Below are 14,804 nucleotides of genomic sequence, written 5' to 3'. Positions count from 1 at the left end.
AGGCGCGTAGTTGCGGATTTGAGGTTAACCTTTAAACACAAAACCTGATTATGACAAGTCTTAAGATAAAGAATATGCTCGCCGTGGCAATGCTTGCCGCCGGTAGCTCGGCAATGGCGCAGAACCTGAATTCGGCGTATTTCACCGACCAGTTCGCATCCCGCAACACTATGAACCCGGCATTCGGCAACGACCAGAACTTCGTTTCCATTCCAGGTCTCGGCAACGTGAACATCAGTCTTCAGGGAAACTTCGGTTATGAAGACGTGGTGATGAAGAACCCACGCTTCGGCATCGACAGCAACAAGAAGATGACGACCTTCATGAACCCCTATATCTCCGATGCCAAGGCGCTCGACGGATTCTCCACCGGCAACAACAGAGTGGTGGGCGACGTGTCAGTGGCGCTTCTCGCTGCCGGCTTCAAGGCGTTCGGCGGATACAACACCGTGGAACTCAATTCAAAGTCATCGCTTGGTATGGTATTGCCATACGAACTCTTCGAGTTTGCACGCAACACCGGCAACAACAGCTACAACATCGGTGACATCAGCGCCCACGCACAGTCGTATGTGGAACTGGCGTTCGGTCATTCACGCAATATCGACGAGAAGCTGAGAGTAGGTGCGAAATTCAAACTCCTCTTCGGAGTGGCACGTGCCGACTTCAAGTTCAAGGACGTGAAGGCAGACCTCTCGGCACCGGAGAAATGGACAATCAGCGGTGACGCTCAGGCAGATGTCTCGATGAAGGGATTCCAGTATAAGATGAAGGAAAAGGAGTATGAAACGGCAGGTGCCGGCACATACGAGAAGATTGACGACATCGATGTGGATGGAGCCGGACTCGGAGGCTTCGGTATGGCTCTCGACCTGGGTGCCGTGTATAAGATCAACGAAGACTGGACGGTGAGCGCCTCGGTGCTCGACCTCGGATTCATGAGCTGGAGCAACGACATGCAGGCAACCAACAAGAACAAGAGCTTCGAGTTCAGCGGATTCCATGACACTTCAGTGAATAGCGACCGCCCGGGAACCATCGATGACCAGACAGACAAATACAGTGACCAGATAACAGACTTCATAAACCTGCAGGACAAAGGCGACAAGGGAAGTCGCACCACAGGACTGGGAGCCACACTGAATGTGGGCTGTGAGTATCAGTTGCCGGCATACCGCAAGATAAGCTTCGGTCTGCTCAGCACAACACGCATCAAGGGAGAATACTCATGGACAGAAGGCAGACTGAGCGCCAATTGGAAACCCCTCAAGTGGCTTGACGGGGGCATCAGCTTTGCGGCAAGCAGCTTTGCTACAAGCATGGGATATGTGGTGAACATCCATCCGAAGGGCTACAACTTCTTCATCGGCATGGACCACATCCTTGGCAAGACCAGCAAGGAATGTATCCCTCTCAGCTCAAACGCCAGCATATCGATGGGTATGAGCGTGACATGGTAAGATGCCATAACGGACTTTTGCGCGGTATGACAGCCGCTTGTGATATAGCCGGAGGCCAATGGGTGTTGATAGCCCGATGGTCTCTGGCTTTTTTCGTCACTGAACGTTTGTTTCATGAATTAACGCTTGCCGTTTCAAATACTTTTCTTAACTTCGCATCTAAAACCTATTATATATGATCTGTTACCGTAGGATAGCCAATAGCCTAATGGCATTTTTGTTCGCATCAGCAGCCTTTGCTGCCAATCCCGATGCCGATGACAACCTGTCGTTGATGCGCCAGGTGCGCACATCATCATGTTTCGACTACAATCTCACAGGACAACTTCTCACCGATGGCATCGTGACAACCGCGATGCCGCCGACACTCACCGTATGCGATGCCGCCGGACCGCTGCCAAGACGCGAGCGGGAATGGGCAATCGACGGTGGGGAGTGGACCCGCAACACGCTGATGGGCAGCAGCAACAGCCTGCAATATCAGTGGACGGCGATGTCGGTGAAAGCCGACCGCATGAAGTTGCGCTGCTATGTGGCATACGATGAGGCGAAGGCACATGGAGGCTACAGTATAAAAGTGCTTGTGCCGACCGGCAAGAAAGGCGGATGGCGTGTGGTGGCAGAAGACCGGGGCGGCAAGCTGCCCGGCACTTTGTCGAAGAGCAAGGTGAGCAGCGACCCAAACAAGCAGACCGGGACAAGCATGCTGCCGCAGCGCGACATCAATCTGCAGTTCGACCTGCCCGCTGACTGCCGGGACATCACGGCCATGCGCCTGGAGTTGGATATGGAAGGAGCTGTATATTGGACAGTCTTCAATATCGACTTCTACAAGGACGGTGGGCGGGTGCTTGCCGATGTCATACCAAACTCCCGTTTCGGAAGCGCCTGGATGAGTGCCGGCGAGGGACATGAATGGGCACAGGTAGACCTGGCGGCAAAGTCAGAGGTGTCGTTCGTTGACCTTTCGTGGATACGCCGACCCAAGCATGGATATATAGAAGTCAGCGACGACGCCCGGCAATGGCGCCGTGTGGCAACGCTGCCCGACAACAGCAAGCGGCGCACCGACCGCATAAAACTCAGCAGCGTCAGTTGCCGCTATGTCAGAGTCACCATGGACGGCGGCAGCATTGATGTGGCGAAGACCGGCGATGTGCCAACCAAGGCATACGTGCTGAGCGAACTGAAGGTTGAAGGAAAGGGCGTTCGGCGCGACACGGAGTCTGCAACCCGCCCCGGTATGGAATCAGCAAACGGTGGATATGCCGACAACCGCATGATGCTCAATGCCGGAGACTGGAAAGTGTGCCGCGCGTCACAGGTGAAAGCAGGAGGTGAGAAGGTTTCCACCGGACAGTTTGCCACCGATGACAGTTGGATTCCAGCCACCGTGCCAGCCACCGTGCTCACCAGTTTCGTCAACTATGGCGCTCTTGCCAATCCAGACTATGCCGACAATATGTTCGGCATCAGCGATTCATATTTCAACTCCGACTTCTGGTATCGCCGCACCTTCTCCCTGCCGAAGGAGATGGCCGGACAGCGGGTGCTTCTGAATTTCGACGGCATCAACTGGAAAGCCGATGTGTGGGTCAACGGCAAGAAGATAGACCGTATAGAGGGAGCCTTCACCCGTTCCGTAGCCGACATCACGCCATATCTCAACGGAGGAGTAAACACACTCGCCGTGCTTATCCACAAGAATGCACATCCCGGAGCGATAAAGGAGAAAAACCATCTGAACACCGATTTCAACGGCGGCATACTCGGAGCAGACAACCCCACCTTCCATGCCACTATCGGCTGGGACTGGATATCAACTATCCGCGGTCGTGATATCGGTATCTGGAACGATGTCTATCTTACTTCTACTGCTTCCGTAACACTCGCAGACCCCGTAGTAAGCACCCGTTTCGACAATCTGCCCGACACCCTTGCCACCATGACGCCACGCGTGTTGGCGCACAACTGGCTCGACAAGGAAGTGAGCGGAACGCTGAGAGGATGGATAGGCAATCTGAAGTTTGAAAAGAATATCACGCTGAAAGCCGGAGAACAGCGAGAGGTGGTGTTCAGTCCCGACGAATACCAGACCCTGTGCGACCGGCGCATACGCCTCTGGTGGCCAAACGGACATGGCGAACCATATCTGCATGATGCCGGATTTGAGTTTTTGGCAGACAATCAGCAGAGCCACAACGCCACTGCCCGCATCCACTACAAGGCAGGTATAAGGGAGATGCGATATGCCGACCCTGACACGCAGCTGAAACTTTTCGTCAACGGGCGACGCATCGTGCCGCTCGGCGGAAACTGGGGATTCCCGGAGTCTAACCTCAACTATCGCCAGAGGGAATATGACATTGCCGTGCGCCTGCACCGCGACATGAACTTCAATATGATTCGCAACTGGGTGGGAATGACCGGCGACGAGGAGTTTTATGACGCTTGCGACAAGTATGGCATCATGGTGTGGCAGGACTTCTGGCTTGCCAACCCTGCCGACGGACCGGATCCCGACGACGAGGTGATGTTCATGCGCAATGCCCGTGATTTCACAAGCCGTATGCGCCGCCATCCGTCGATTGCTCTCTATTGCGGACGAAACGAAGGTTATCCTCCAAAGACCCTCGACGACGGTTTGCGGCAGACTGTGGCAGAGATGAACCCGAAGTTACTCTACATATCATCTTCGGCTGATGATGGAGTGAGCGGACACGGACCGTATTGGGCGGAACCGCCACGTACCTACTTCGCCAAGCAGAGCGGAAAACTGCATACCGAGCGTGGCATGCCTAACGTGATGACGCCGGAAGGCACACGCCGCACACTCGCAGAACCGATAGAATGGGAACCCGGCGACGCCTGGGGACAGCATGATTTCACACAGGCAGGCGCTCAGCGAGGCGCTTCGTTCATGGCAATCGTCGAACGTATGTTCGGCAAACCGGAGTCTGCCGACGACTTCACCCGTCTGGCACAATGGGAAAACTATGAAGGTTATCGTGCGATGTATGAGGCAGACTCGAAATACCGCCAGGGACTGCTCATCTGGATGAGCCACGCCTGCTGGCCAAGCTATACATGGCAGTGTTATGACTATTATTTCGAACCTACGGCAGCCTTCTTCGGCGCACGCAAGGCTTGCGAACCATTGCATATCCAGCGTAACGCCCTGACACGCAGCATCGAGGTGGTAAACCGCACGGCGGATAACTATAAAGACCTTGTGGCAACCCGCGAACTGCTCGATATCCGTGGCAATATTGTCCGTGTGGATAGCAATATGGTAAACTCCAATGGTGACTCCACCGTAGAACTGGCAGCTCTCGCCACCGACTCCGTGCCCGGGAATATCGACGGAACGGTGTATTACATCCGTTTGAGACTTGCAGACAGCAATAACGCGACGTTGTCTACCAATTTCTATGTTCTGTCTACCGATGAAGGCAATCTGCAGCAGCTTGCCACACTGCCCCAGGTGAATGTGGCGGCTTCAGTAAAACGCCCGTCCGGCAACGGCATGACTCTGACTTTGCGGAACACCGCTTCCACACCGGCAATGATGATAAGGCTGAACCTCAAGACCGGCGATGGTTGTCAGGTGCTGCCCGTGGACTATTCAGACAATTATTTCCACCTCATGCCCGGAGAGGAGCGCACTGTCAATATCAGATGGGACAATGCCGATGCGCGACAGCAAGTACCGTTTGTCGAGCTTACGGGATATAACGTGGAACATTGTGTGTTGAAATAGTAAAGCCGTACGGAGATAGGGTAGGAGTGTCGTCATTTCTTGTCTTATATGGCAATTTGTCCATAAAAAAAATTAACCCCAAACGGTCATCATGCCGTTTGGGGTTAAAAATCTCTTGGAGTTTCCGTCGTGTCCCTGCTCTTAGTTTTCCTTCAGCCAGAGTGGGGCAGCGTAATTACAGTTTGTTGAACTCAGCGAAGATCTTGTCGGAGATTTCCTTGAACTCTTCGTCGGTGAGTTTCAGCTTAGGGTTAGAGAAGAGCATGTCCTTCTCGTTCTGCATCGGCACGAGGTGAACGTGGGCATGAGCCACTTCCAGTCCGAGCACCGCCATGCCCACCTTGCGGCATGGGAAAGCGTTCTTGATGGCAACTGCCACCTTCTTTGCAAATACCGCCATTTCGGCAATCTCCTCGTCGGTCATGTCGAAATAGTAGTCCACCTCACGGCGTGGAATCACCAGAGTGTGACCCTTCACCAGAGGGTTGATGTCGAGGAACGCATAGAATTTCTCGTTTGCGGCGCATTTCCAGCTTGGAATCTCGCCTGCAGCAATCTTAGAAAAAATGTCCATAATCTATAGTTTTTATTCTACGGAAATCTTGTCGATTCTCAGTCTTATGGTGCCACGAGGAATCTTTATCTCAGCCTCGTCGCCCACCTTCTTGTTGAGCAGTCCCTGTGCGATAGGAGTCTTGATGGAGATTTTTCCCTCCTTGAGGTTCGCCTCGCTCTCGCTGACGATAGTGTATGTCATCTTTGCCTTAGTGGCGATGTTTGTCATCTCCACCTTCGACAAAATCTGTACGGTGTCGGTGCTGAGGCGTGACGTGTCAACGATCTTCGCTTCAGCGATGGCGAGCTTCAGCTTGTTGATCTTGTCTTCCAGATGAGCCTGTGCCTCTTTTGCCGCATCATACTCAGAGTTCTCACTAAGGTCGCCCTTGTCGGCAGCCTCTGCGATTGCGGCAGATGCCTTCGGACGCTCAATACTTTCCAAACGTTTCAGTTCGGCTACCATCTTGTCGTAGCCATCTTGTGACATGTAAGCCATAATGAAAATTATTTTTTATTTGATTTTATGTGTTTCCTGGCAATATAATATAATGGATTCCGGCAGAGAAATTAGTGCCGGAATCCATTATATTCTCACCAAATGTCTATTCTTTTTGCAAAGATAGGCATATTTTTCATAATTACAAAATAAAAAATTGGCTAAAAACGTGTTTGTTAATATAATTATGCTTATTTTTGCAGCTACATAATTGTGCAATACTTTTATTATCCTTGTTATATTATGATTACACCTTCAGAGTATAATGCTATTTTGGACTTGATGCATCGTCAGGTTGTGCCTGCTATTGGATGTACCGAGCCTATTGCTGTGGCACTTTGTGTGGCAAAAGCAACAGAGCTGCTTGCAGCGGAGCCTGATACTATTGATGTCAGACTTAGTGCAAACATTTTTAAGAACGCCATGGGAGTAGGCATCCCTGGCACGGGAATGATCGGTCTTCCCATCGCCATCGCTTTGGGAGCGCTGGCAGGAAAGCCTGAACTCAGTCTGGAAGTGCTCCGCGACTGCACGAAGGACGATGTGGAGCGTGGAAAGAAATACATCGACGAGGGAAGAATCAAGATAACCCTCGAACATGATGACGCCGACAAACTGTATATCAACGCCCTCTGCAAGGCTGGCGGAAAGGAAGCTGAGGCTCGCATCAAGAGCTCCCACACCAATTTCGTCTTCATGCGCAAGGACGCAGAGGAGCTGCTCAACGTGGCTTCGTGTGCCGCTAAAGCCTCACAGGCTGCCGACGACATCAGGCTGACGCTGGGTAAAGTGTATGAATTCGCCCACACTGCCAAGCTCGACGACATCCGCTTCATCCTCGACGCCAAGAAGCTCAACGAGGCTGCATCTGCGGCAGGACTGCGCGAGAACTATGGCCACCAGCTGGGCAAGACGCTCTGCAGTCCGCTCGGTCATGGAATCATGGGCGATAGCATCTTCTCCAGAATACTGTCTGCCACAAGCTGTGCCTGCGACGCACGTATGGCGGGAGCCATGGTGCCGGTGATGAGCAACAGCGGCAGCGGAAACCAGGGTATCTGCACCACCATGCCGGTGGTGGTATTTGCCAAGGAGAACCATAACACCGAGGAGGAGCTTATCCGTGCGCTTGTGATGAGTAACCTCACGGCAATATATATCAAACAAAACCTCGGCACGCTGTCTGCACTTTGCGGATGCGTGGTTGCCAGCACGGGCAGCAGCTGCGGTATCACATATCTCATGGGCGGCAACTTCGAGCAGATTTGCTTCTCGGTGAAGAATATGATAGCAAACCTTACGGGAATGATCTGCGACGGTGCGAAGCCAAGTTGCGCCCTGAAGCTCACCAGCGGCGTGAGCACGGCGGTGCTCAGTGCGATGCTCGCCATGCAGCACAAATATGTCACCTCATACGAGGGAATCATCGACGACGATGTGGACCAGAGCATCCGCAACCTCACAGCCATCGGCAGCCGCGGCATGAACGATACCGACCGTTTCGTGCTCGACATCATGACCCACAAAGGCGTGAAGGAGGATTGACGTAACTATATAAGGATTCCTGTTGGAGTCACCTTGATAAACAATCGAAGAAAAATAAAAATAAAAAAACAATAAAGTAATAATGAAAAGTTCAGTAATCAAAAGAATGTTTACGACTTCGCTCATGATGCTTATGGCTATCATGCTGTGGGCACAAGGAAGTCCAGTACATTTCACAGTTAGTCAGAAGCAGGTTTCTGACACCGAAATCGATGTGGTCTTCAAGGGTAAGATCGCCAAGGGCTGGCATGTATATGCCCCCAACATCCCTGCTGACGGACCAATCCCTGCCACTATGCACACCGAGAAGGCTGAGGGCGTGAAGGCAGTAGGCAAGCTCAAGGCCCAGGGCAGGGAAATCAAGGAGTACGACCAGATTTTCGGTATGCAGCTTCGCTATTATGAGAACAGCGTTACCTTCGTGCAGCGCTATAAGATTACGGGCAAGACATACTCTGTGAAGGGTTATCTGGAGTATGGCGCCTGCAACGACTCTGGCTGTATGCCTCCAACCTCTGTGGAGTTCTCATACAAGGGCAACGGTCCTGCCGATGCTCCTGAGGCTCAGGAGGAAGCTACAGAGGAGGCTGCCGCTGCCGACACTGCAGCCGTGGCACCGGCCGGCGAGGCTGTTGAGGCTGACTCGGCATCCGTAGTTGCCGACGGCGACCTCTGGAAACCGGTTATCAATGAGCTGAAGGCATATCAGGAAGGTGGCAACGCAAGCCACTCTCTCTTCTATATCCTCATCATGGGCTTCGTGGGCGGTCTGCTCGCAGTGCTCATGCCATGTATCTGGCCTATCATCCCAATGACCGTAAGCTTCTTCATGAAGCGCAACAAGGACAAGAAGAAGGGTATCCGCGACGCCGTTACCTATGGCGTTTCCATCATCGTGATCTACGTGTTGCTCGGCTTCCTTATCACTCTTATTTCGGGTGGTAACGGACTGAACAGTCTTTCTACCAACGCCGTGTTCAACATCATCATCTTCCTCGTGCTCGTTGTATTCGCAGTGTCATTCTTCGGATGGTTCGAGCTTGAGTTGCCTTCTAAGTGGACAAACTCCGTAGACAACAAGGCTTCTGCAACAACAGGTCTCGTGTCTATCTTCCTTATGGCGTTCACCCTCGTGCTCGTGTCATTCTCTTGCACCGCACCTATCATCGGACTGCTCCTCGCTGAGTTCTCTACATCTGGAAACATCGCCGCTCCGGCAGTCGGTATGCTTGGCTTCTCTATTGCCCTCGCATTGCCGTTCACACTCTTTGCCATGTTCCCGGCATGGCTCAAGTCAGCTCCTAAGTCTGGCTCTTGGATGAACACACTGAAGGTGAGCCTCGGTTTCGTGGAGCTCGCATTCTCTCTGAAGTTCCTCTCTGTTGCCGACCTCGCTTACGGATGGCACATCCTCGACCGTGAGACATTCCTCGCTCTCTGGATAGCTATCTTCTTCCTCTTGGGTCTCTACCTCATCGGCAAGCTCAAGTTCCAGAGCGACGTGATGCTCGGTGAGCCAAAGCCAATGCCAGTGCCTTGCGTGATGCTCGGTCTTGTTTCTCTGGCATTCGCCGTATATATGATTCCTGGTCTCTGGGGTGCTCCTTGTAAGGCTGTCAGCGCCTTCGCACCGCCGATGAACACACAGGACTTCAACCTCAATACCAACGAGGTGAAACCTAAGTACACTTCTTATGAAGAGGGTGTAGCTGCCGCTGCAGCACAGGGCAAGCCTATCCTCATCGACTTCACCGGCTTCGGTTGTGTGAACTGCCGTAAGATGGAGGCTGCCGTATGGACAGACCCACGCGTTGCCGACAAACTCAACAACGACTATGTGCTCATCTCTCTCTATGTTGACGACAAGCAGCCGCTGGCCAAGCCTATCGAGGTGACCGTGAACGGACAGAAGCGCACTCTGCGTACTGTCGGTGACAAGTGGAGCTATCTGCAGCAGAGCAAGTTCGGTGCTCTCGCACAGCCATACTACGTGACCCTCGGTCCTGACGGTATGCCTCTCTCTCGTCCATTCTCATTCAAGGAAGACGTGTCAGACTATCTGAACTTCCTCCAGGAGGGCTTGGACAATTATAGAAGCAAGCAGAACGACTGATAAGCAAATACAGAGAAAGGGACAGCCGGATGATGCATCGTCACGTCGGGCATGTCCCTTTCTTGTTATATATAATATGGTGTGAATGAGGCGTCTGTCATTCTCCGATGCGCCTTGATTGTATAACTTAAAAACAAAGTACTATGATAAAAGACCTTCTCGCATTTCTCGATGCATCGCCAGTGAATTTCCTCGCAGTGAAGACCCTCAAGGAGCGTCTTGCCGCTGCCGGTTTCAAAGAGATGGATTCCACTGCTCCCATAGGCACCATTGAGCCAGGCGACCAGCTGTTCTTCACCAAGAACGACTCCTCGCTCTATGCCGTCCGCATAGGCAGGCAGACTATCGCCGATGCGGGATTCCATCTGATATGCGCCCATTGCGACTCGCCCACCTTCCGTATCAAACCGAATCCGGAAATGGTATGTGAGGGAGGCATCACGAAACTCAACACCGAGGTATATGGTGGACCTATCATGAGCACATGGTTCGACCGTCCGCTGAGCCTCGCCGGAAGAGTCATCCTGCGCACCGGCAATCCGCTGCAGCCGGAAACCCGTCTGCTGCATGTGAAGCGACCATTGCTGCAGATCACCAATATCGCCATCCACTTCAACCGTCAGGTGAACGACGGTGTGAAACTGAGCAAGCAGAAAGACATGCTCCCGCTGCTCGGCATCGTGAACGACCAGCTTGAGGCTGGCAACATGCTGATGAACGTCATCACCGGCGAACTCGGTGTAAAGGCGCAGGATATCCTCGACTTCGACCTCTATCTCTACGACACTGCTCCTGCCAGCACCTTCGGCGTGCATGACGAGTTTATCTCTGCCGGCAGACTCGACGACCTGAGCATGGTTCATGCCGGACTCATGGCGTTGATGATGAGTGGCGGTGTGCCGGAGACTACACAGGTGCTTGCCGTATTCGACAATGAGGAGACGGGCAGCCAGACAAAGCAGGGAGCCGGCAGCCCGTTCCTGAGCAGTCTGTTGCAGCGTCTGGTGTTCGCACAGGGTGGCCAAATGTCGGATTTCTACCGCAGCGTGGAGAAGTCGTTCATGATTTCTGCCGACAATGCCCATGCCTGGCATCCTAACTATCCTGAGAAGTTCGACCCTACCAACCATCCTATGCTTGGCGGTGGTCCATGCATCAAGTTCAATGCAGCCCAGAAGTATGCCAGCGACGCCGTTTCGGCAGCCATCTTCACAGGCATTTGTGAGAAAGCCGGTGTGCCATGCCAGCGCTTCGTCAACCATAGCGACGTGGCAGGCGGCAGCACCCTCGGCAATATCCTTGCTTCATCATTGCCTCTGCGTGGCGTAGACATGGGTAACCCTGTCCTCGGCATGCACTCCGTGCGTGAGACGGGTTCTGTGGCAGACCATGAAAACTGCATCAAGGCATTCACGGAGTTCTATAAACTGTGATTTGCAGAGCGTAGACCTGCATAACCCCAAAACGCTGTCATCTGGTCGTTCAACGTAATACCCAAAACGGTCATCCCTCTTTGCTGTATTTGCAATGTGGGATGACCGCTATCGTTTCTAATATGTCGTTATAGCCTTTTGGCCTTCAAATGATAACTGAAAGTCTTTCTTAATGGCTGTTGTTGTCAGTAATTACTTTCTTGCCGTTGATGATATATACTTTTCCTTTTTCGGTAGTTGTCACTTTTCTGCCGCTCAGGTCATAAATGCCTTGCTTGGATTCCTGCTGCTCTATATTGATGTCATTTATAGTTGAAGTCGGGAAATCGTCTGTTTCTATGAAATTCGTAAAATGATCCCAACCCTTGGCATTGCGGTATTTCTCGGCTGTACCAGTAGGTACATATACCGGGATGTCATTAGGAGTACCTGGATAGAAAGGCGTTGCTCCTGAGTTCATATTGACTTTGCATACTGGCGGCTCGGCAGCCATGCTGTAGATGCGTTTTATATTTGTCCAATTTGTGCAGCTTTCAGCTCCAAGGGTTTTCAAGGATGCAGGGAAAACAATTTCTTCTAATGCATTACATTCGCTAAACGCCTGATCTTCAATTTCTTCCAATCCTGCAGGTAATTCCAATTTCTGTAAATTAAAACATTCGTTGAATGCACCACTCTTGATGACCTTGACATCAGATGGTATGCGGAAATCTTTCAATTCTATACAACACTCAAGAAATCGAGGAGGGATGTATGTCATTTCTTCGGGCAAAGATATTTTTTCCAGTTTGAAATTATATCCAAACTGTGATTCGCCTGACCAGATAATATTCGGATTCGAGATGACCACCTCTTTAAACCGACAACCCCTAAACGCCTCATTCCCGATTTCCTCCAATCCTTCAGGGAAGTTTATAGATGTTATTTTAGATGAATAAAAGGCTAATGCCCCTATTTCTTTGATTGTGGAAGGCAACACGACGCTGCCTTTCAATTCTGAGCAGTTCATAAATGCCCGCTCTTCTAACTTTTCGAAGCCTTCGGGAAACACCAGAGGGTTGGTCTTCAATAACCAACAATTCTCGAAAGCAGATTTTTCTATGCGTTGGAGACTGGTTGGAATGTTAATGTACTTTAAATTATCCACAAAATTAAAAGCGCTCTGACCTATTACTTTCAATCCTTCAGGGAAAATGATTCTTCTTAGGCCTATCGAGTATATAAATCCATCAATCACTTGTTCTTTTGGACGGCAAAAAGCCCATTCCGGTATTACGCCATTAATAATTTCGGCGTTTTCCAAATTGATGACGGATAGCCTGCCATAGAATGTCCCACTCCAGAGGGTGTAGAAATCCGTATCGTTGATAGGGCCGTTTACTATCAATGAATCCACATTGTTTATATCGTCACCAACCTTTTCTGCCAGTTGACCGGCGGCGGTAGTCGTGACGTTCAGATATACAGGCTGTTCTCGAACTTCATCGGCATTGTTCGACCTAAAAGGATACCTCATAGACAATCTGTTTGCAACGTCAGCTTGTCTTATGCTGAGAGGAATCGTGTCGTTTTCTGGTATAATGCCACTTGATGTTGAATAATCAACATCTTTACCTGTAAATTGTTTTTGGGCAATGTACAGTGCTTCTTTTTCGGAAACTCTGCGATAGCTCTGAGCAAATGTTGCCGTGGAAAAGCTACAGATAAATAATAATAAATAAAATAGTACTTTTTTCATGATGTAAAAAATTAGGTTCGTACTATGTTAATTAACACTTTGTTGCTTACAAGCTATTATGTATTGCAAATATATAGATAATTTATTCTGATAGATAAAATAAGCAAGATAATATGTTTAGTTTATAAAATATTAACATTTAGAATATGCTGTGCTCGTAAACACCTGTTAAGAATTACACCAATCTCACCTTATTGCGATAATAGGTAGTTAATGATTATTGCTGACATGGCAAGCCTTCTAAACAGATGTTCATATATGTTCATGTGATTTTTAGTTTCTGTATCGGATAGGCTAAAGGAATATAGTTGCCAAAGATTTTCCGGAAAATCCTTTGCTGCTTGGAGTTGATGTGTTATATTTGCCGTGAAATTGAGAAATATGCTTTTTTGCGTCCTTATAGTCCGTTGAGATGAGGGCGGGAGAAGGCAGGGATTGTTATAATTATTAGAAACAAAACTTATCATCAACAAATGGATCCAATATTTATCACCGGACCATGTGTCATAGAGTCGGCAGAATTGCTCGACACCGTAGCGGCAGAGATAAAGCGACTAAGCGACCTGACGGGCCGCACATTCTATTTCAAGGCATCCTTCGACAAGGCAAACCGCACGTCGATACACTCCTTCCGCGGCCCCGGACTGGAACGCGGACTGCAGATGCTTGCCGACGTGAGAGAGAAATACCATCTGCCGCTGCTCACCGATATCCATGAGAGCTGGCAGGCAAAGGATGCCGGAGAGGTGGTGGACGTGTTGCAGATTCCTGCATTCCTGTGTAGGCAGACCGACCTCCTCGTAGAGGCAGCACGCACCGGACGCACGGTGAACATCAAGAAGGCACAGTTTCTTTCTGGCGAAGACATGCGCTATCCAGTGGAGAAATGCCGTGAGGCAGGTGCCAAGGAGGTGTGGCTTACCGAGAGAGGCAACAGCTTCGGATACAACAATCTTGTGGTGGACTTCCGCAATCTGCCAGCCATGTCGCAGTATGCCGACCGCGTGGTGATGGACTGCACACACAGCGTGCAGCGGCCAGGAGGAGCCGGCGGCAAGACTGGCGGCGACCGTCAGTATGTGCCGATGATGGCGTTGGCGGCAAAGGCGTTCGGAGCACAGGGATATTTCTTCGAGACGCATCCCGACCCTGACCATGCCCTCAGCGACGGACCGAACATGCTCTATCTGAAAGACCTCGAAGGAGTGGTGAAGAGTCTGCTTGACTAACAGAAACTGCCGTCCCGTCAGTCTGTGCTGATGGGAATAATCGGAAAACAAAAGTAGAATTATGAAATACACACATACAGCAATAAAATGTATCGAGGACGAGTCGAAGGCTCTCCTTGAACTCATACCCAATATCGACGACAATTTCGACAAGGCTGTTGATATCATACTACAGTGTAAGGGAAAGCTCATCGTTACCGGAGTGGGCAAGAGCGGACATATCGGTGCGAAGATTGCCGCTACGCTCTCTTCAACGGGAACGCCGAGCTTCTTCATCAATCCCCTTGATGCCTTCCACGGCGATCTCGGCGTGATACAGGCAGAGGATGTGGTGTTGGCATTGTCTAATTCCGGACAGACCGATGAGCTGCTGCGCTTCCTGCCGTATCTCATCGAACATAAGATTCCTGTTATCGGAATGAGCGGAAACCCGGAGTCGCTGCTCGCCAAATATGCCACTGCCCATCTGAAC

10 protein-coding genes are annotated in these 14,804 nt (G+C 50.9%); 7 read left to right on the top strand and 3 right to left on the bottom strand.

Annotation, left to right across the window (positions count from 1 at the left end; genetic code table 11):
• The first annotated feature begins 50 nt into the window (after positions 1-50).
• Both QVO99_RS10565 and QVO99_RS10560 read left to right on the top strand, forming a co-directional pair.
• Entirely contained in the window at positions 51-1,460 is a 1,410-nt protein-coding gene (locus QVO99_RS10565; RefSeq protein ID WP_022317583.1) for a DUF5723 family protein, read from the top strand.
• 208 nt (positions 1,461-1,668) lie between these two features.
• Positions 1,669-5,220 carry a glycosyl hydrolase 2 galactose-binding domain-containing protein gene (locus tag QVO99_RS10560; protein ID WP_288177215.1) on the top strand — a complete coding sequence of 1,184 codons (3,552 nt, stop codon included), beginning with the start codon at positions 1,669-1,671 and terminating at the stop codon, positions 5,218-5,220.
• A gap of 175 nt (positions 5,221-5,395) precedes the next feature.
• Here the strand turns inward: QVO99_RS10560 and QVO99_RS10555 are convergent, their stop codons facing one another.
• Positions 5,396-5,794: an HIT family protein gene (locus QVO99_RS10555; protein WP_022317581.1), complete on the bottom strand. Its 399-nt coding sequence runs from the start codon at positions 5,792-5,794 to the stop codon at positions 5,396-5,398.
• A gap of 12 nt (positions 5,795-5,806) precedes the next feature.
• Positions 5,807-6,274, bottom strand: a complete 468-nt coding sequence (gene greA, locus QVO99_RS10550; RefSeq protein ID WP_022317580.1) for a transcription elongation factor GreA — start codon at positions 6,272-6,274, stop codon at positions 5,807-5,809.
• 246 nt (positions 6,275-6,520) lie between these two features.
• Between greA and QVO99_RS10545 the strand changes: the two genes are divergently transcribed.
• The 3 genes from QVO99_RS10545 to QVO99_RS10535 all read left to right on the top strand — a co-directional run bounded on the left by QVO99_RS10545 (position 6,521) and on the right by QVO99_RS10535 (position 11,365).
• Positions 6,521-7,819: an L-cysteine desulfidase family protein gene (locus QVO99_RS10545; protein WP_197065834.1), complete on the top strand. Its 1,299-nt coding sequence runs from the start codon at positions 6,521-6,523 to the stop codon at positions 7,817-7,819.
• Between the two features lie 82 nt (positions 7,820-7,901).
• On the top strand, positions 7,902-9,932 hold the full coding sequence (locus QVO99_RS10540; protein ID WP_022317578.1) for a protein-disulfide reductase DsbD family protein: 2,031 nt from the start codon (positions 7,902-7,904) through the stop codon (positions 9,930-9,932).
• A 143-nt stretch (positions 9,933-10,075) separates the two neighbouring features.
• Positions 10,076-11,365: a M18 family aminopeptidase gene (locus tag QVO99_RS10535; RefSeq protein WP_022317577.1), complete on the top strand. Its 1,290-nt coding sequence runs from the start codon at positions 10,076-10,078 to the stop codon at positions 11,363-11,365.
• Positions 11,366-11,534: 169 nt separating this feature from the next.
• On the opposite strand, the gene QVO99_RS10530 is transcribed toward QVO99_RS10535, so the two are convergent.
• Positions 11,535-13,103, bottom strand: a complete 1,569-nt coding sequence (locus QVO99_RS10530) for a leucine-rich repeat domain-containing protein (RefSeq protein WP_022317576.1) — start codon at positions 13,101-13,103, stop codon at positions 11,535-11,537.
• Between the two features lie 446 nt (positions 13,104-13,549).
• Here QVO99_RS10530 and kdsA point away from each other — a divergent pair, with 446 nt between their 5' ends.
• Entirely contained in the window at positions 13,550-14,332 is a 783-nt protein-coding gene (gene kdsA / locus QVO99_RS10525) for a 3-deoxy-8-phosphooctulonate synthase (protein WP_288177218.1), read from the top strand.
• 61 nt (positions 14,333-14,393) lie between these two features.
• The coding region (locus QVO99_RS10520) for an SIS domain-containing protein (protein WP_288177213.1) at positions 14,394-14,804 on the top strand (411 nt) is incomplete at its 3' end.

The sequence above is a fragment of the Prevotella sp. CAG:592 genome, assembly GCF_000436015.1.
GTDB classification, from domain to species: domain Bacteria; phylum Bacteroidota; class Bacteroidia; order Bacteroidales; family Bacteroidaceae; genus Prevotella; species Prevotella pectinovora.
The sequence above is the reverse complement of the archived record's forward strand: the minus strand, read 5'-3'. Positions and strand labels throughout refer to the sequence as shown.